Here is a 19376-nt window from a genome sequence, read left to right as displayed (position 1 = left end):
AGGCTGAAAAGGTCTATATTGACGGGATTTCTTAACCGTGTTATAGTTAGGAAGGATATCATACAGAATCAATAGGATATAGGAGGATGTTGTAATAGATGAATGCATTATTGAAAGTGGAAGGCGTCCGCGCCTCCGCAGGTGAAAAAGAAATTTTAAAGGGCATGAACCTCGAGGTCAACAAGGGCGAAGTCCACGTTATCATGGGCCCCAACGGCAGCGGGAAGTCCACCTTGGCCAATGTGATTATGGCGAATCCCGCCTACACCATGACCGAGGGCAAGATTTTCTTTGAAGGGGAAGACGTCACCGACGAATCCACGGACAAGCGCGCCCGTCGCGGTCTGTATTTAAGCTTCCAAACCCCCTACGAAATTCCGGGGATCAGCGTGGAAAACTTTATTCGCCAATCCCTTTTGGCTCGCGGCGAAAAGACTTCCATTATGAAATTTAAAAAGGCCCTGGCAAAGGAAATGGATCTTCTGGACATGAAACAGGAATACGCCGGCCGCTATTTAAACGTGGGCTTTTCCGGCGGGGAACGTAAAAAGACGGAAATCCTGCAGCTCTTAATGCTGAATCCCAAGCTCGCCATTTTAGACGAAACGGACTCCGGTCTCGACGTGGATGCCGTCGCCACCGTGAGCCGCGGCTTGAAGGAATATTTGGACGGCGAAAAATCCGCCATTATTATTACGCACCACCGGGAAATTTTAAAGGAAATCCACCCGGATTTCGTTCACGTCATTCACGACGGCAAGATCGTCACCGAAGGCGGCGACGAGCTGATCGACCGCATCGAAGGCGAAGGCTTCGGCTGGATAAAGGATGAGCAAGATGCGTAAGAAGACAGAAATTCAAGACATGGACCGGGGGATTTACGACGAAAAAAATCCCTTCACCTATCGAAGAAAGACGGAACAAGGCTTAAACGAATCCATCGTACGTCAAATTTCCGCCGAAAAGAACGAACCGGAATGGATGCTTGAAAAGCGTCTGGAAGCCTTAAAGATTTTTAACGAAAAAGAAAACCCCTCTTGGGGACCGGATCTGTCGGAAGTGGATATGGACAAGGTCATAACCTATATTCGCCCCGACGCGGATTTGGCCGCCGACTGGGACGACGTCCCCGAAGAGATCCGCAGCACCTTCGACAAGCTGGGTATTCCCGAGGCGGAAAAAGAAGCCATGCTCTCAGGCGTCGGCGCGCAATACGACTCGGAAGTGGTCTACCACAGCATTCAACAACACCTCTTGGATCAAGGGGTTATCTATACCGACTTTGAAACGGGCCTTCACGAATACGAAGACATCGTGAAGGAATACTTCGGCAAGTGCATCAATCCCAATTTGCACAAATACGCCGCCCTGCACTACGCCGTATGGAGCGGCGGCAGCTTCGTCTACGTGCCCGAAGGCGTGGACGTGGACGTGCCCCTGCAGTCCTACTTCCGCCTAAATGCGCCGGGAGCCGGACAATTCGAGCACACCTTGATCATTATCGAAAAAGGCGCCAAGTGCCACTTTATCGAAGGCTGCTCCGCGCCGAAATACAACGCCCTCAACCTGCACGCCGGGGCGGTGGAGCTTTTCATTAAAGACGACGCCACCCTGCGCTACTCCACCATCGAAAACTGGTCGAGAAATATGTACAATCTAAACACCAAGCGGGCCATCGTGGGCAAAAACGGCAAGATCCAATGGGTCTCCGGCTCCTTTGGCTCCAAGGTGAGCATGCTCTATCCCATGAGCGTCTTAGCAGGCGACGGCGCCCAAAACGAATACACCGGCATCAGCTTTGCCGGGGCCGGTCAAAACATCGACACCGGCGCCCAGGTCATTCACGCCGCTAACGACACCAAAAGCTCCATTCAATCGAAATCCATTTCAAAAGGCGGCGGCATCGGCGTCTATCGCGGACTGGTGAAAGTCACGGACGATGCCAAGCACACGAAATCCACCGTCTCCTGCGAATCCCTTATGCTCGATGATTTGAGTCGTCAAGACACGATTCCCGCCATCGACATTCACAACCGGGACGTGGACTTCGGACACGAGGCAAAAATCGGCCGCATTTCCGACGAGGTCATCTTCTATCTCATGACCCGAGGCATTCCCGAGGAAGAGGCGCGGGCCACGGTGGTCCGGGGCTTTGCCGATCCCATTGCCAAGGAACTGCCCCTGGAATACGCCGTCGAGATGAACAATCTCATCTCCTTGGAATTAGAAGGGAGCATTGGCTAATGAAGGCACACAAGGGAAACACCTTAGAATATAAAACTTACGGCTATTTAAAAGTCAACGAAACCGACGTGGCGGCGAGAGAATCCGCCGGGAAAGAAAAGGCCGAAGGCCATCCCGTATTCGACAGCTACATTTACGGCATCAGCCCGGAAATGATTCAGCTCCACGACAACCACGCCACCCTTTACCGCAACCTTACCGCCGAAGGCAAGGTAGATTTGGGCATCGAAAGCGTGGTCGGCGACGAGGATGAGGTCATTACCATAGACCTTACCGTGGAAGAAGGGGGCCACATGACCGGCTGCTTCAGAAGCAAGAAGACCGGCGGCTATCGCTCCTTTATGAGCCGCATCCACGTGAAGAAAAACGGCGTCGCCCGCCTCTACTTCGTCAATGTGGATCAGGCGGAAGTGGACAACTACCTGTCCGTGGCCGCCATTTTGGAAGAAGGCGCCAAGCTCGACGCCTATATCTTCCACTTAGGCGACGGCAACGAAACCAGCAATGTAAAATGCTTCCTCAAGGGCGAAAGCGCTCTGGGAAACATTCAGTCTATTTACCTCGGCAAAAAGGGTCAGGCCTACGACTTCATCTACGACATGATCCACGAAGGCAAAGACACCACCAGTAATTTAATCGTCGACGGCGCCTTAATGGAAGACAGCTACAAGGTCTTTAAGAGCCGCATCGACTTTTTGGAAGGCTCCAAGCACAGCCGGGGCAACGAAGAGGAATTTGCCATTCTACTGGACTCCACGGCACGGAGCATTTCCGTACCCGCTCTCTTGAGCCACGAAGACGACGTGGAAGGCAATCACGCCGCCAGTGCCGGCAGGTTGGATCAGGACATGCTCTACTACTTCCTCACCCGGGGTTTCGACGCCCAAACGGCGGAACGCATGATTATCGATGCGAAATTTGCGCCGGTCATCGACGGGGTCGTTTACGAAGAGGAACGCAAGGCTATTTACGAGGAACTGGAACGGATTATGGGGAGGCGAGATCATGTTACAAGGTAGCGAAATAAAAGAAATACGAAAAGACTTTCCCTATTTGGAACTGTCCACCGAGGACAAGCCCCTGGTTTATTTGGACTCGGCGGCCACGACGCAAAAGCCGAGACAAGTGATCGAGGCCATGAACCGCTACTACAGCTATGAAAACGGCGGGCCCCACCGTGGCGCCCACCGCCTGTCCATGGCGGCCACGGAGGTCTACGAAGGGGCCCGTGCGGCGTTGAAGGATTTTATCGGCGCAAGCAGCGTGAACGAAATCATCTTTACGCGAAACGCCACGGAAGGCCTAAACCTTCTCGCCTACTGTTGGGGTCTTGAAAACCTAAAGGCCGGGGACGAAATCGTCCTGTCCATAATGGAGCACCACGCCAATTTAGTGACCTGGCAGTACGTGGCGGAAAAAACCGGCGCGAAGCTGGTCTATCTCTACATCGACGAAAACAAAGAGATTCCGAAAAAAGAAATCGAAGAAAAGATTACGGCAAAGACCAAGCTCTTGGCCATTACCCAATCCTCCAATGTTTTGGGAACCATGCCCGATGTGAAGAGCATGATCGCCTATTTGAGAAAGGTCAGTCCCGAGGCCAAGGCCGTGGTGGACGGCGCCCAAGCCGCACCCCACATGCCCGTGGATGTAAAGGATCTGGACTGTGACTTCTACGTCTTCAGCGGCCACAAAATGTTTGCCGCCATGGGGGCCGGCGTCCTCTACGGCAAGCTCGACAATTTAAACGCCATGAAGCCCTATATGTACGGCGGCGACATGATCGAGTACGTCTACGAAGACCGCTCCACCTTCCTCGACGCCCCCGGGCGCTTCGAAGCGGGCACCCAAGACGTGGGCGCCGCATCCAGTTTGCCCGTGGCCATCGACTATTTAAACGCCATCGGCCTGGACAAGATCCACGAATACGAAAGCTACCTCGTGGACTACGCCTACGACGCCATGAGCCAAATGGACGACATTACCATTCTCTCCCGCCCCACCAATCCCAGAGGCGGACTCATTACCTTTAATTTCAACGACGTCCACCCCCACGACGTGGCATCCATACTGGATTCCAAGGGCATCGCCATTCGCAGCGGTCACCACTGCGCCCAACCCCTGCACAGAAGCTTCGGCATCCACTTCTCCTGCCGGGCAAGCTTTGCCGTCTACAACACCATTGAAGAGGTGGACTACTTTATAAAGAACCTGAACGAAGTAAGGAGGTTGATGGGCCTTGGCACTCGATGATATTTACACCACGCTGATTATGGAAGAATCCCGCTCGGAACACAACAAAGGGGATTTGGATAATCCGGACTATAAAGAGCTGGGCCACAATCCGAGCTGCGGCGACGAAATCACCCTGCAGATTAAAATGGACGGCGACACGCTGAAGGACCTGTCCTACACCGGCGAAGGCTGCGCCATTTCACAGGCCTCCACCTCTATCATGATCGACACGGTACGGGGCAAGAGCCGGGAAGAAGCTGTGCATCTGGCCGACACCTTTATCGGCATGATCAAAGGCGTCTCCCTCACCGAGGAGGAAGAAGACGCACTGGAAGATGCCATGGCATTCGAAGGCGTTTCCAAACTCCCCGCCCGGGTGAAATGCGCCGTGCTTCCCTGGTACACCTTGAAAAATATTTTGGAAAAGTAAGAGCTTAATCGAGCCGCACCTCGCGGCTCTTTTTTTGTTTAAAAGGTGTGAAAAGGGGAAAAATATAAGTAAAATAAAAAATAAAATATGCAATAAGCGAGGCTTCTCTGTGATATAATTTCAATAATATTTTTTATCACGGTGAATCCCGTAAATTTACATATTCGATGCAAGGGGGGAAGTTATGGAATCCAGAGAATTTATGTGGGCCTACTGGCGTTTAGTGAAAGAAGCCAATGAGACGAAAAATGCCTTAATGGAATATTTTTCAAAGACCTACAAGCTGACCCAATTACAGGTCCTCGTCATGGGACAGGTGGATTCTCTGGAAGACACGTCCATCCGCTCCATCGCCGGATCCCTTCATCGGGATCACGGAAATATATCGAAGATCTGCACCTTGCTGGAAGAAAAGGGCTTCGTCTATCGACAGCGCTCGGAAACGGACAGCCGCATCGTGAATATTTACCTGACGGAAATGGGCAAGGAGTATGTGGAAGAATTTCGCGTCGTCGTCGCGCCCTATTTTGAAAAAGTGGGCGAGTACTTAAGCGACGGCGACCTGCGCTTTATCCTAAAGGCCATGGCCAATGTGGAAAAACTGCTCAACGAATCCGACGATGTGAAAGAAATTCGCGGCAAGAAAAAGCTCGAAACTGCGCCGAAGGAATAATCGAATCAAAGCCTCCGCATCTGTCCCCAAAGGCGGAGGCTTTTTTGCGCCTGAATATGTCAAATCCGAGTCATTCCGAAGGGACTTGGGAAAATTTTCGCCTATGAATTATAATAGAGGGAGAAAGGAGAGGACATGAAGAAATTTTTTAAACTCAGCGTTTTTATACTTATCCTGTGTGGCCTTCTTGCGCCGGTCCCTGCTCATGCTCAAAGGGTCCGCGCCGTAAGGAGTCCCCAGGCCCTCGTCGTCGACGGCCAAATGACGGATCTGCGCGGCTACAATATCGGCGGGTACAATTATTACCGGCTCAGAGATCTGGCACAGATTTTAAAAGGCAAGGTGGACTTCGATCTCAAGGGCGACAACAAAGAGATCGTCGTCGACCGCACCAAGACCTATAAAAGCTTCCCCGGCGATCAATCGGGGGCCGCCAAGGAGCGCGCCGTCCTTCAGCCCATGCGACTGAAGGTCCTGGGAGAAAACCCGGCGGACGTCGTGGAAAATGCCTACAACATTCGGGGCTTCAACTACTTCCGTCTCAGAAGCGTCGGCGCCGTTTTAGGCTTCGACGTGAGCTACGACGAGGGAAAAAACCTGGCGGTGATCACCACAAGCGCCGACAGAAAACACGCACCGGCGCCCGCTCCCCAAGCGCCCACGGGTCGCGTGATTTTAGGAAACGAGCGGCTCCTCACGGAATACAAGGGCCTAATCGACAACAAGCGGGTGGGCCTCATTACCAATCAAACGGGAGTAGACGCCAATGGCGTGCCCGTGGCGGAAAAAATCAAGGCCTATTCCAATGCAAAGCTGGTGGCCCTCTACAGCCCGGAACACGGCCTCGACGGCAAGCAAACCGCCGGCGCCTATGTGGCCAGCTACTTCGATAAGAAGATGAACCTGCCCGTCTACAGCCTCTACGGCCCGACCAGAAAGCCCTCTCGCGATATGCTCAAGGGCGTGGACGTCTTGGTCTACGACATGCAGGACATCGGCTCGAGAACCTACACCTACATCTCCACCCTGCAAAACGCCATGCTGGCGGCGAAGGAAAACAATATTCCCATCGTCGTCCTGGACCGGCCCAATCCCCTGGGCGGAGAAATCGTGGAAGGCTTCTTGCGTGAAACCCGCTTTAAATCCTTTGTGGGCATCGACAAAATTCCCATGGCCCACGGCATGACCGCCGGGGAGCTGGGGCAATTCTTCAATCGAGAAATCGGCGCCGATCTCACCGTGGTTCCCATGAAAAATTGGACCCGGAGCATGGTCTGGCAAGACACGGGCCTGCCCTTCGCTCAAACAAGCCCCAATATTCCCAATCTGGAAAGCGCCTTTTTATACATGGCCACGGGAAGCGGCGAAGGAACCGGCATCGGCCAAAGCGAATACTTCCGCTGGGTCGGCGGCAAAAATTTAGATTCCGCCGAATACGCCCGCCGGCTCAACGCAGCGAACCTCCCCGGCGTCACCTTCATCCCCGCGCCGAAGGGCTCCCGCGGCGGCGTGCGCCTGAAGGTCACGGACTGGCACCGCTTTAATCCGGCACGCACCGGGGTCTACACCCTGGCCGTAGCCAATCAAATGCGGCCCATTACCGTTCCCGCCTGCAAACGGCCCTACCACATGTTCTATCTGGTTCAGGGCTCGGAGCAAATGGCGAACCTCTTCCGCGCAGGGGCATCCCCTGAAAGAATCGTGAAGGCCTATGAAAATGATGTGAACGCCTTTAAGGCCCAGCGCACGCAGTATCTGATTTACAAATAAAAAGAAGCCTCCGATCTGCTTCGGAGGCTTTTTAAATGGCGAGCACGCTCGTCTACTTAATCATTCTTCACGGCGTTTTGCAGCTGCCGATGCACATCGATGACCGGAGTCATAATCACCCGGCCCGTGCCGCGGTAGGCGTTGACCAGGCCTTCGCCGCTGGCGGCGGAGCCGATTAAGCTTTTGCCGCTTCGCTCCACGGTAAATTCCAGGCTGTTGGACCAGGCCAGGGCCAGGTTGCCGTCGATTTTCAGCACGTCGTCGACGAGGTCCACGACGATGAGCTCTTCCCGGGGCACAGGAGATTCGAGGCAGACGACGCCGTCGCCTTTTAAGCTTAGGTTAAAGAGGCCCATGCCCCCGAAGGCGGAGGAGACATTGGTGCGGGCGACGATTTTTTGCTCGAGCCTTCCGTCGCAGGCCATAAAGAGGCCGTCCTTTAAAATAATGGCGCCCTTCCAATCGGCCAGGTCTTCCAAAAGGATGTAGACGTCCGTGGGCTCGAGGCACAGTCTGCCCGTGCCGGTGTATTCGGGCTTAATGGTGCTTTCGCCGGAGAGGCTGCCCTTGACGGCTTTTCCGAAAAAGTCCTTGGCTCCCTTAATGCCCGTGGTGGCGCGAACGTCGCCTGCCGTCCATTGCATGGCGCCGGGCTGAACGGTGACATCGCCCTTGGAAAGGTCGCAGTACACCTGGCGCTTTCTTACGTTCATTTGAGAGGCGAAGTAGGCCGCCATGGCCTCTTCCCTGCGTACGGAAAGGTCCCGCTTGTATTCCAATACCTGGAAGGGTCCCTTTTCTTCTACGATGCGAATGTCGTCGTTGTCGGTAAAATTGTGAATGGTAAACATAGCTGCTCCTTATCGTTGGAAATAGCGATCCAAGGCGCGGAGGATGCCCAGGGCCATGGCGTCTTGGTAGCTCGGGTCGTTCAGATTTTTGTCCTCTTCCGTGTTGGACATGTAGCCGCACTCGATGAGGCTCGTGGGTATTTGGGCGAAGTTGGTACCGGTCAGGTCGTCGCGGGCCATGGCGCCTCGGCCCTTGGCACCCGTGGAGGCGCACATTTCACTTAAAATGAGCTCAGACAATTGACGGGAGGGATCGGACAGATGACCCACGTCGGGATTATTTTTCGACGGGTAGTAGGTCTCGATGCCCTTTGCCGAGGCTGGGCCGCCGTTGGCGTGAATCCTCAAATACACTCGGGCGCCGGAGGCGTTGGCCATGGCCGCCCGCTGTTGGTTGGAAATATTCACGTCGTTGCTCTCCCTGATCATAAATACCCGGTAGCCCGCCGATTCAAATTTTTTCTTTAAGCATTGGCTGAAATTCAGAGTAAATTCGTATTCGGGGATGCCCGTGGCCACGCCGCAGGTGCCGTCCGCCACCTTCGCCTTGGTTTTTCCGGAGGAGGGGGCGATGGTTTCCTGCTCCGAATTGCCCTGTGCCTGGTGGCCGGCGTCGATGGCGATAAGGGGCCCGTCGCCGGGGGGAACATTGGCCTTTGGCGTTTCCTCGGCGGGTGCTTTTGCCGGGGCAGGGGCCTCTTTTTTTATTTCCGAGCGCGCTTTTTTCTTCGCCGCTTCTTTTTTGCGTCGTTCCTCCCGCTTTTTATCGCGCAGAGCTTCCTCCTGCTTGACCTGGCGGGTCAGCTCCGCCTCGGTTTTCGCGGCGTAAATTTTCAGTCCCGCTGCCGTGACAATCAAGAGAAGAAAGGCGCATAGGATCCATTTTTTCATTTTTTCGCTCCTTTTGTCCCATTTTACCACAGATCTTTGGCAAAATTTTGAGTTCCTCGCCCGTTCATTTGGTATAATGTAGCTTTAGTAAGGAGGCAGTATGAAGAAGACATCCATCGCCAAGTCCACGGTGCTCATTATTTTATTTTCCCTTATCGGAAAAATGATGGGCTTCGTCCGTGAGTCCATGGTGGCCGCCATATTCGGGGCGGGTTTTGAAAAAGACGCATTCGTCGCCGCCCAATCGGCTACATCGACGGTGAGTATGTACATCGTCATGGGGATCAGTACCGTATTTATCCCAAGCTTGCAGTCGGTCTATTCCAGATACGGGGAAAAGGGCAAGCATAAATTTACCAACAATATATTTATCATCGTAAGCCTGCTCACTCTGTTAATCATGGTCTTGGGCATCGTCGGAGCGCCATTGTTGACCATGCTCGTGGGCCCGCGTTTCGATCCGCGGACGAAAGCCCTGACGGTTCAGCTCATTCAATTGGGCATGCCCGTCATCGTCTTTTCCGCCTACGAGGGGATTTTCACCGGCTATTTGCATTTTCACAACCGCTTCGGCATAGCGGCGTCGGTGCCTATTTGGTTGAATCTGGTTTACTTAGCTTACCTCATGATTTTCTCCACGAAATTCGGCATCTACGGCCTCACCATCGTCTCCGTGCTCGCCGTGGTAGCGGAATACCTCTGCGTGTGGTACGGCTCCCATCGGGTGGGCTACCGCTTCCAGCCCGTGCTGGATTTAAAGGACGAGCACACGAGGCAGACCCTGCTCTTGGCCATTCCCGCCATTATTACGGTCAGCGTCAACAATATTAACACCTTGGTCAACCGGGCATTGGCATCGGGTCTGGTCTCCGGCTCCATGAGCCGTTTGGACTATGCCAACAAGCTCAATGTCCTGGTCATCGGAATCTTTATTACCGCCATTACATCGGTTATCTATCCCGCCATGAGCAAGGCCTTCGACGAGGGCGAAATGGAAAAGGGCAAGCGGATCATGAACGGCTCCGTGCGATCGGTCCTTCTCATCACCATTCCCGCCATGGCCGGGCTCATCGTTTTGGCTCAGCCCATTGTGGAGCTCGCCTTTATGCGTGGCGTCTTTACCCAAGCCGACGCCGACGCCACGGCCATATGCCTCCGCTTCTATACCCTGGCCCTCGTGTCCATTTCCGTGAACAATGTGCAGAACCGGGTCTTCTATAGTTTGGAAGACACGAAGACGCCCTTCTATCTCGGCGTGGTGAACGTGCTCTTTAACGTGGGCTGCAACTTGGTTTTGGTACGGACCATGGGCATCAACGGCCTCGCCCTTTCCGTGTCCATCGCCCAAACCGTGGTGACCTGGTTCTCCTTCACCATGCTCAGAAAGAAAATCGGCCACATCGGCATGAAGAGCTATGTGAAGATCACCGTAAAAACCGTCATCGCCTCCCTGATCATGGGGGCCTTTGCCTACTACTTCTATTTCGGCGGCATCGGCCTTATGGGCAATGTAGGCAACGCCGTGAAGCTGATCCACTTTACGATTACCGTCGCCCTTTCTTCCGTCCTGTACTTCTTCATCTTGGACCTCTTGGGCCTTAAGGAAGTAAAGGACATTAAAAAGATCGTGGCCATTAAATTTTTCAAGAAAAAAATTGCGTAAAAAGAAAGGAACGGAATGAAAGCAACCAGTGCTCGCTTAACCGACGCCGCCATGGCGTATGTCAAAAAGAAAAATCTCACGACCCTCTCCGTAGATCCGCCGACCATGGCCTGTTGCGGTGTCGCCGATGTGATGAGCGCCACCGTGTCAAAGGGCCTGCCGAAGAAGGATGCCATCGTCTACAAAAAATGCGAGGATCGGGGCGTCGCCATCTACTATCCCTACTACACCGAGGTGGATGGGGGGTGCATCGTCATCGATGCGGAAAAAGTTCTCGGCATTACCCGGCTCTTCGTGGCCAACGGCTTAATGGAAATATAAATTGCGGCACCTGCGGGTGCCCTTTTTTGTACCGCCGGGGAGGAAAAAAGAACCGCTTGTCGAAAAACAGCGGAAAAAATCCGCCCCATCCATTACTATAAACTCAGGAGGTGCGATATGAAGGTCGAAATCATTTTGGACGACGCCTACGAGCAGCCGTCGGTGAAAATTTACACCCGTACCATGACGGAAGAAGTGGAAAAAATACGAGAAGCATTAAATACGGCGGCCATCGAAAAGCTGGTGGGGCTGAAGGACGATGAGGTCTTTCTCCTGGACTACGACGCCATCGTCAGAATCTATGCCCAAGACAAATCGGTTTACGCCGTGGCGGGGAGCGAAAATTATCGCCTGAGGTTGAGCCTTGCCTCTTGCGAAGAGCGCCTCAGGGCCCATCGCTTTTTGCGCATATCCCGCTTCGACATCATTAATTTAGATTACGTGAAGAAACTGGATTTAAGCTTTACGGGAACCATTGCCGTGGAAATGAAAAACGGCGACGTGGTCTACGTATCTCGGCGAAACCTGCGGGCCTTTAAAGAAGCCCTGGGACTTTAGGAGGTGTCTTATGAAAACCTTAAGAAATGCAATCGTCTCTTTTCTGTTCGGCGTGGGCATCGGCGTCCTTATCGAAGCCTTTATCTCCATCAGACTGGGCATGAACATCGTCGGCGTGTCGGAATTTGTCGATTCCGTGGCTCCCGGTTATGCGAAAATTATTCAGTGCCTCTGCTACGGCGGCTTCGGCCTCGTCTCTTATCTGTGCGGCGAATTTTGTAAAAGCAAGAAAGGCGCATTCTACCTCATGCACGGCCTGCACTTTTTCATCCTTCTCGTCTACTTTGTCTTCGTGGGATTTTACCTAAAGTGGTTCACAGACCCGACCTCGGTCCTTTATTCCGTCCTTTCCTTTGCCGCAATCTACTTCATCATTTGGATCGCTATCTACTTTAAGGAAAAGCGTATGGTTGAAAAAATGAATCGACAACTGAAATAAAGCCGCCGCCATGACGGCGGTCAGACTGCAGACAAACCTCGATAAAAACTCGAGGTTTGTCTCTTTTTTATGGCTTGAATTGTCAAGCCAAGTCAAGTGCAAATCTAGCATGAGGCAATCTTCGGGAAAAAGTTTACATAGAATACCGTTTATGATAATATCTATCAAGAAGCTAATCGTAGCAAAAGGGTCTGATTTAAGGCCACTACTATTGGCGTCACTTACCAGGTATTAGATCGGAGGAAATGACATGAAAGGCACTTAGAAATTTAGCTTATATTTTGCTAGTTTCATGGGCAGCAATTCGCATAAGCGCCAAGGCTGATTATTCATAAAAAGGAGGACAGACATGAGAGGCAGACTATTTCAACGCATAGCGTCATTTATAATATCCTTGTTACTTATATTTACATCTATGGGATCCGCAACTTTTGCAGTTGGGGAGAAAGACACATTTGAAAAAGATGGAATAACATACAAAGTCATAAAAGATAAAACAGAGGACACTCCTGGGGCCGTCCAAGTTGGTAATGGAAAATTTTCTATGACTATTAATAAAAAGAGTCTTGAAATACCAGAAACTGTTACCAATGATAAAAACGAAACTTTTAAAGTAGTAGCTATTGGAGACAAAGCCTTTGATAATAGTACAGAGGAAAATAGCTTAGGTAGCGTGACAATTCCTGCTTCAGTGACTTCCATCGGCAAATCTGCTTTTTCAGATTTAACATCACTAAGCGAAGTCAAATTTGCAGAAAATAGTCAGTTACAAACTATTGGAGACAAGGCATTTGACACTACATCTATTAAATCTATCATTATACCTGCTTCAGTAAAGACGATTGGTACGTCAGCTTTTACGAAGTGTAGTCAATTAACTTCTGTAGTCATACCTGAAGGGGTCACTTCCCTCGGAGACGAAGTTTTCTCATATAATAAGCAGTTGCCATCTATAACTCTACCGGCCAGTTTAACTGCAATGGGAAAGAATGTATTCAACAATTGTCCTAGCTTAAAGAATATATCTGTTACTCAAGGGAATACACTCTATGCCAGTGAAAATGGAGTGGTGTACTCAGCGGATAAAACGACAGTTGTAAAGTATCCTGAAGGGAAAAAAGACACAGACTTTACTGTCCCGGCTTCAGTAAAAAACATAGGGGATTATGCATTCGCGAACAATAGCAGTATTCAAAGTGTGAAATTACCGGAAGGAGTTAAAGTCCTTGGAAACTATGCCTTTTCCAAATCTACGGGCTTGACGTCACTGGACCTGGGTAATAGCTTGGAATCAATAGGAGACTTGGCTTTTTGGAATTGTTCTAGGCTTGAAACATTGACCATCCCAACCTCGTTGCATTCCATTGGAAGGAATGCCTTTTATGGGTGTAGTGATCTTAAGTTTGTGGTTGCTTCTGAAAAAACTAGAACGCTGTTGAAATCTTCTGGCATTGCTGACGATAACATTACGCTATCAGCACCAACTACCGAGCCAACATTTATAGTAAATGGTGTGATGTACAAGGTGTTATCTGAGCCGAATAACGATCAAAAAGGAACAGTCCAAATTGGGAATGGAGAAACATTAGCAACCGATGCTAATGGAAGCCTTTCAATTCCGGCTAATGTCGACAGAGATGGAAAGAATTATACTGTCGTATCCGTTGCTCCCAATGCATTTAGAAATTCCAAACTTACTTCGGTGACTTTACCGGAAGGAATTAAAACCATAGGGGAAAATGCATTCCGCGGAGCGCAATTAACATCTTTTGCCATGCCTTCTACCGTAGAACAAATAGGTGAAGCCTCATTTTGCATGGCCGACAAATTGATGGGCTTAACCCTGTCTCCTAAGTTAAAGGTCATTCCAAAAGATGCTTTTTCCAATAGCGGTCTAAGAACGATTGATCTTCCGGATGGCATAACAGAAATTGGCGTAATGGCTTTTAACAGTTGCAGCGATTTACAAAAGGCGAGTTTGCCTGCAAGCCTTACAACGATAAAAGAACAGGCTTTTTGGTGTGATGAGGCACTTCGAGAAGTCGTGATCCCCGTGGGGAGTAGGCTAAAAACAGTTGGTAGAATCGCATTTCAATGGTGCAATAGTTTAAAGAGCATTCAACTGCCTGACACCTTGGAGATTATTGAAGACAAAGCATTCGATAGTTGCACGGCACTAAAAAGCATTGGCTTGACAAAAAACAATCAATTAAATAGTTTGGGAGAGAATGCCTTCCACTCTACTGCGATCACTAGTTTTCATTATCCTGCTTCTCTAAATAAAGTTGGCCGGTGCCCTTTAGAAGGTTGTAATGGTTTAACAGAAATTACTGTTGCGAACAATAACCCCATGTTTAAGTCTGTGGATGGGGTCTTATTTAATAAAGATGGGACATCATTATTGCAATATCCGGCCAATAAAAAAGGCTCTAGTTACACAACACCGGCGGGCGTGAAAAAAATTTCGGTTTATGCGTTTCTAGGGACATCGTCTAAATTGAAAGAAATTGTTATTGGAAAAGGCGTAGAAAACATTGAATCTTTTGCATTCAAGCAATCGAAAGTGGAAAGCATTACAATTGCCGATTCTGTAACATCAATTGAACGATTCAGTTTTTACAAATGCCCTTATCTGGAAACATTGAAACTTCCTTCCGGCTTAAAAACAATGGTCACATATTTAATATGGGATTGTGAAAGCTTAAGCACTTTACAAATCCCTGCATCTGTACAAAATATTGAAAACTCCGCCGTTGGTAAATGCCCCGGCCTTTCTTCCATTGAGATTTTGGCAACACAAATGAATTCTATGGCAAAAGGTGCAATCTCTGTAACATCACCCGATTTGGTTGTGACTGTTACTAACGATGCTATAAAAAATATGGTTGTGGCTAGTGGCATTAATGAAGCGCAAGTTAAGGTAAAGGAACCGGCCCCACCTGTACCAGGCGGCTCTTTCACCGTGAATGGTGTCTTTTATAAAGTTCTTACAGAACCGGCTTCCGGAGAGAATGGCACTGTTCAAATCGGTGATGGGTCCAATGAAATTAAAGCGAAAGGTATTGTTACGATTCCTGCGACTATAAAAAATGAAGACAAATCCTATAATGTTATCTCTGTGGCATCAAATGCTTTGAAAAATAGCCTTGTTACGGAATTTCATTTACCAGATACGGTAAAAACCATATCAGATTATGCACTCTACAATGCTTCGGAGTTGACAATGTTTGAAATTCCTGCAGGCGTGGAGACTATAGGGGTTAATGCGATTACCGGTTGCCATAAGCTAAAAGCGATCACTTATAAACCTGGCAGCCATTTGAAAAAACTAGGAAATGGTGCCTTAAGTGATAATTTCGCGCTTGAAACAATTGCTTTACCAAAGACAGTGAATGATATCGGGGAATGCACGATGTTCTTTAACTATAGCCTGCGTGAAGTAAATTTTGAAGAAGGTTCTTCATGGACGAAATTACCTGAAGGAACCTTTGCTCGCGACTCCAAACTGGAAAGAGTTAATTTACCGGCCACCGTAACATCAATCGGCGGTAATGCATTTTGGAATTGCAGTGCCCTGAAAGACATTGATTTGACGAAAATCAGCAACATAGGCGAGAAAGCGTTCTTTCATTGTACTGGTCTCACCTCGATTGAGCTTAGTAACGATATTGAAGAATTAAAGGGCGGAACTTTTGAGGGATGCACAGGGCTGAAAAGTGTTAAATTAGGAAGTGGCTTGAAGGCACTAGGCGATCTGGTTCAAAAAGGTGAAGATGAATTAACCGGCGTCTTTGAGGGCTGTACTTCTTTGGAAGAAATTCACATTCCAGAAAAAACGGATGTTATTGGTAAAAACACATTTAAAGATTGTAATAAGCTAAGAAGTATTGTTATCGAATCACCAGTATTATCAAAGGTTGGAGCAAATGCATTCTATCGAATGGCGGGCGACTATGTCATTACAGTCCAAAACGAAGCGGTCAAAAATAAATTAGTCTCCGAAGCATTGGTTGACGGCTCTCATATACGAGTAAAAAATGGCGAGTCATTAGAAACACCCACCGTTAAGCTTGTCGCTCAAGGAAATGGAGGATTAGGTAAGGTGGCCCAGGTTAAGGTTTCAAACATGCAAAATGGTAATTATCTGTTGGTTCAAATTACGAATCCCTCTGGTGTAAATTCCATTTACGCAGTGCCCGTACCCCAAAACGGCTTAATGAACCTTTCTTATGCCAAAGATAATCGTGTGACTGTATGGCTAACAGAACGTCAACCAAAAATGACCGCCGAAACACCGAATGCAGGTGGTAGAATCTTTGGATCGGCCTCTCTGTAGTCAATGGGGGATATCTATGAATAAAAAACGTAAAAGAATATCATCTATATTGGCAGGGATTTTATTATCATTTACTTTAGTAGTTCCGGCACATGCAGCACAGCCTGAAATAAATGCATCTTATGATGCAGCAAGCGGAACAGTTTCAGTATCCTCGACAGGCCTTGATCCGAACAAGATCTATCATCTGATTTCTATTCAGAAAGAAGATTCGGTTATTGCGTTAAAAAGCGGTGACTCTAATGCCGAGGGAAAAATAAAAGAAAAAATCCCGACGGGAAAACTGGAAAAAGGTTCTTACCATATTTACATTTATAGCAACGAAAACGGATCTGTGGTTGTAAGTAATACGTTCAAGGTAGGTGGCGGGTCGGACAATCCCGGAGGCATCGTCGAGCCAAAGGATCCAGATAATCCAAGCGGACCGGTTAAACCTGGTGGGCATAATAATCCTGTTGGTCCAGGAAACCCCATCAACCCGGGAAATGGAACAAATGGAGGGTCTGGTTCTTCACCATGGAGCACCACGAACGAATTTAGTGGAATGGTTAATCATTTCACAGATGTTCCGTCTGGATCCTACTATGAGAATGCGGTCATTTGGGCAGTCAATAAAGGCGTTACCAAGGGCACGTCCTCCAATACCTTTTCACCTAACAAAGTATGTACACGTGCTGAGGCTATAACACTCCTATGGAGAGCTTCAGGTAGTCCAGCTTCAAATACGTCTATTAAGAAGTTTAAGGACGTTACGAAAGATAGTTATTACTACGACGCAGTTGCATGGGCAGTAGAAAAAGGTATCTGCTTTGGTACAAGCAAAGATACATTTAGTCCGAATAAAAATTGCAATCGCGCCGAAATAGTGACATTCATTTGGCGAGTTCAAAAGTCACCGGAGGTCAATGGAAGCAATCCGTTTAATGATGTGACGACAAACGCTTATTACTCTAAAGCTGTAATGTGGGCAGTTAGGGAAAATGTGACGAAAGGGATAACAGAATCCTTATTTGGCCCAAGAAACGTTTGTACTAGAGCACAGATCGTTACGTTTGTCTGGAGGACAATGGGGCAAAGATAAGGAATGCAACCAGCAGAAGTGGTGCAAGATCATTAGAATTATCCTTATCCTCCAGTTTGTAGGTTTATAATGAAAATCAAATGATCAAAAGGAGCTATTTCAGGATTTATTTAAATCTGTAGTAGCTCCTTTTGATATACTCTAAATAGCATATAAATTATTTTGACAACTCTAAAATATCTACTGAGAATTACTTCCCAGAAGATATTTTAGAGTCAATATATATTGCGGCACCTGCGGGTGCCCTTTTTGGTCGGCGAATTTTGTAAAAGCAAGAAAGGCGCATTTTACCTCATGCATGGCCTGCACTTTTTCATCCTCCTCGTCTACTTTGTATTCGTGGGATTTTACCTAAAGTGGTTCACAGACCCGACCTCGGTCCTTTATTCCGTCCTTTCCTTTGCCGCGATCTACTTCATCATTTGGATCGCCATCTACTTTAAGGAAAAGCGTATGGTTGAAAAAATGAACGAACAACTGAAATAAAAGCCGCCGCCATCACGGCGGTTTTTTTACGGAGAGGGGTATGAATCACACAAGAGGTGAAGAAAATGAACAGTCACGACGCATACATCACGGCACGGGATTTTTACCGCTCGGGAAAGACCCGGCCCCTTTTATACAGAAAGAAACAACTTTTCGCCCTCCTCAAGGGCATCGACGCCTTTCGCGGAGCCATCGACGCCGCCTTAAAGGCGGATTTAAATAAATCCTCCCGAGAAGCCTTTCTCACGGAAATCTATCTGACGAAAGAAGAGATCCGCCACATGATTCGCCACATGGGAAGCTACGGCCGCACCGCGCGGCCCCTTCCCGGAGTGGCCCAACTGCCGGGAACCCTCGCCGTCCGAAGGGAGCCCTACGGCACGGTGCTCGTCATCAGCCCGTGGAACTATCCCTTCCAGCTGAGCCTGCTCCCCGTGGTGGGGGCCGTCGCCGCGGGCAATGCCGTGGTGGTGAAGCCCTCGGAATACGCCCCGGAAACGGGGAAGGTGCTCAAGGCCCTCTGCGACAGCGTGCTGGAGGACGGCCTGGTGTCCTTCATTTTCGGCGAGGAAGAGGCGGCAAAAGCCCTCTTGGCCGAGCCCTTCGATAAAATATTTTTTACGGGAAACGGCGACGTGGGCCGCTCGGTCATGAAACAGGCGGCGGCGCATCCCGCTCCGGTCACCCTGGAGCTCGGAGGCAAGAGCCCGGTCATCGTCGACGAGACCGCCGACATCCCCATGGCGGCGAAGCGCATCGCCTTCGGAAAGACCATGAATGCCGGGCAGACCTGCGTGGCGCCGGACACGGTCTACGTCCACGCGTCGCAAAAAGAAGCCCTGATCGACGGGCTGCTGGATGCCTTCGAGGAAGCCTTTCCCACGAAAGATTACTTCATCGGCGAAACCGTGCGCATGAACCATCGGGGACGCTACGAGCGCATGAAGGCTTTGGCACAAGAAGGGGATATTCGCACGAAGCATCCCCGGATTTTTTACGACCATAGCCTCCACGTCTTTCCCTGCGTCGTGGAAAATCCCCGGGGACGCTTGCTCGATGAGGAAATCTTCGGGCCCCTGTTGCCGGTGATGGCCTACGAGTCGGAAGAAGAACTTTTTTCCGAATTAAGGGAAAAAGACAAGCCCCTGGCCCTCTATCTCTTTTCCGAAGACGAGGCCTTTATTCGCCGCGCCATTCATTCCATCGACAGCGGCGGCGTCTGTGTCAACGACACCCTTCTGCATCTGGCGTCGAACAAGGCGCCCTTCGGCGGCGTCGGGCCTTCGGGCATGGGCGCATACCACGGCAAATGGAGCTACGACACCTTCTCCCGGCCCCGCACCGTGCTGAAAAAGTCGCGCCGCTTTGACATTTCCCTGCGCTACCATCCCTTTTAAA

At 49.8% G+C, this 19376-nt stretch carries 17 protein-coding genes; 15 read left to right on the top strand and 2 right to left on the bottom strand.

What is annotated here, in order from left to right; all coding sequences use genetic code 11:
• Window positions 1-98 precede the first annotated feature (98 nt).
• The 7 genes from sufC (at window position 99) to BQ7397_RS01745 (ending at window position 7352) form a co-directional block, all read left to right on the top strand.
• Entirely contained in the window at window positions 99-845 is a 747-nt protein-coding gene (sufC, locus tag BQ7397_RS01775; RefSeq protein WP_077074476.1) for a Fe-S cluster assembly ATPase SufC, read from the top strand.
• Window positions 829-2244, top strand: a complete 1416-nt coding sequence (sufB, locus tag BQ7397_RS01770; protein WP_077074475.1) for a Fe-S cluster assembly protein SufB — start codon at window positions 829-831, stop codon at window positions 2242-2244. Before sufC ends, sufB begins: the two co-directional genes overlap by 17 nt.
• Window positions 2244-3263 carry a SufB/SufD family protein gene (locus BQ7397_RS01765; protein ID WP_077074474.1) on the top strand — a complete coding sequence of 340 codons (1020 nt, stop codon included), beginning with the start codon at window positions 2244-2246 and terminating at the stop codon, window positions 3261-3263. The genes sufB and BQ7397_RS01765 overlap by 1 nt, the downstream gene beginning before the upstream one ends.
• Window positions 3250-4497 carry an aminotransferase class V-fold PLP-dependent enzyme gene (locus BQ7397_RS01760; protein ID WP_077074473.1) on the top strand — a complete coding sequence of 416 codons (1248 nt, stop codon included), beginning with the start codon at window positions 3250-3252 and terminating at the stop codon, window positions 4495-4497. Before BQ7397_RS01765 ends, BQ7397_RS01760 begins: the two co-directional genes overlap by 14 nt.
• Window positions 4484-4909, top strand: coding sequence for a Fe-S cluster assembly sulfur transfer protein SufU (gene sufU, locus BQ7397_RS01755; RefSeq protein WP_077074472.1), 426 nt, complete (start codon window positions 4484-4486; stop codon window positions 4907-4909). Before BQ7397_RS01760 ends, sufU begins: the two co-directional genes overlap by 14 nt.
• Window positions 4910-5093: 184 nt before the next feature.
• The gene (locus BQ7397_RS01750; protein ID WP_077074471.1) at window positions 5094-5582 is read left to right on the top strand and encodes a MarR family winged helix-turn-helix transcriptional regulator; all 489 of its coding nucleotides are present in this window, start codon (window positions 5094-5096) and stop codon (window positions 5580-5582) included.
• A 135-nt stretch (window positions 5583-5717) separates the two neighbouring features.
• Complete coding sequence (locus BQ7397_RS01745) at window positions 5718-7352, top strand: DUF1343 domain-containing protein (RefSeq protein ID WP_200801189.1); 1635 nt, start codon at window positions 5718-5720, stop codon at window positions 7350-7352.
• 56 nt (window positions 7353-7408) lie between these two features.
• Here BQ7397_RS01745 and BQ7397_RS01740 read toward each other — a convergent pair whose 3' ends face one another.
• Window positions 7409-8203, bottom strand: coding sequence for an AIM24 family protein (locus tag BQ7397_RS01740; RefSeq protein WP_077074470.1), 795 nt, complete (start codon window positions 8201-8203; stop codon window positions 7409-7411).
• Window positions 8204-8212: 9 nt separating this feature from the next.
• Window positions 8213-9094, bottom strand: coding sequence for an N-acetylmuramoyl-L-alanine amidase family protein (locus tag BQ7397_RS01735; protein ID WP_077074469.1), 882 nt, complete (start codon window positions 9092-9094; stop codon window positions 8213-8215).
• A 100-nt stretch (window positions 9095-9194) separates the two neighbouring features.
• On the opposite strand from BQ7397_RS01735, the gene murJ reads away from it, so the two are divergent.
• The 8 genes from murJ (at window position 9195) to BQ7397_RS01695 (ending at window position 19375) form a co-directional block, all read left to right on the top strand.
• Window positions 9195-10757 carry a murein biosynthesis integral membrane protein MurJ gene (gene murJ, locus BQ7397_RS01730; protein WP_077074468.1) on the top strand — a complete coding sequence of 521 codons (1563 nt, stop codon included), beginning with the start codon at window positions 9195-9197 and terminating at the stop codon, window positions 10755-10757.
• Window positions 10758-10772: 15 nt separating this feature from the next.
• The gene (locus BQ7397_RS01725) at window positions 10773-11078 is read left to right on the top strand and encodes a hypothetical protein (protein ID WP_077074467.1); all 306 of its coding nucleotides are present in this window, start codon (window positions 10773-10775) and stop codon (window positions 11076-11078) included.
• A gap of 117 nt (window positions 11079-11195) precedes the next feature.
• Entirely contained in the window at window positions 11196-11636 is a 441-nt protein-coding gene (locus tag BQ7397_RS01720) for a LytTR family DNA-binding domain-containing protein (protein ID WP_077074466.1), read from the top strand.
• Window positions 11637-11646: 10 nt separating this feature from the next.
• Window positions 11647-12075 carry a DUF3021 domain-containing protein gene (locus BQ7397_RS01715; RefSeq protein WP_077074465.1) on the top strand — a complete coding sequence of 143 codons (429 nt, stop codon included), beginning with the start codon at window positions 11647-11649 and terminating at the stop codon, window positions 12073-12075.
• 349 nt (window positions 12076-12424) lie between these two features.
• Window positions 12425-16411 carry a leucine-rich repeat domain-containing protein gene (locus tag BQ7397_RS01710; protein WP_077074464.1) on the top strand — a complete coding sequence of 1329 codons (3987 nt, stop codon included), beginning with the start codon at window positions 12425-12427 and terminating at the stop codon, window positions 16409-16411.
• Window positions 16412-16427: 16 nt separating this feature from the next.
• Window positions 16428-17492: an S-layer homology domain-containing protein gene (locus tag BQ7397_RS01705; RefSeq protein ID WP_077074463.1), complete on the top strand. Its 1065-nt coding sequence runs from the start codon at window positions 16428-16430 to the stop codon at window positions 17490-17492.
• Between the two features lie 294 nt (window positions 17493-17786).
• Complete coding sequence (locus BQ7397_RS01700; RefSeq protein WP_144019951.1) at window positions 17787-17978, top strand: DUF3021 family protein; 192 nt, start codon at window positions 17787-17789, stop codon at window positions 17976-17978.
• A gap of 65 nt (window positions 17979-18043) precedes the next feature.
• Window positions 18044-19375: an aldehyde dehydrogenase family protein gene (locus BQ7397_RS01695; protein ID WP_077074461.1), complete on the top strand. Its 1332-nt coding sequence runs from the start codon at window positions 18044-18046 to the stop codon at window positions 19373-19375.
• The last annotated feature ends 1 nt before the right edge of the window (window position 19376 follow it).

The sequence above is a fragment of the Aedoeadaptatus urinae genome, assembly GCF_900155585.1.
Classification (GTDB): Bacteria; Bacillota; Clostridia; order Tissierellales; family Peptoniphilaceae; genus Aedoeadaptatus; species Aedoeadaptatus urinae.
The sequence above is the reverse complement of the archived record's forward strand: the minus strand, read 5'-3'. Positions and strand labels throughout refer to the sequence as shown.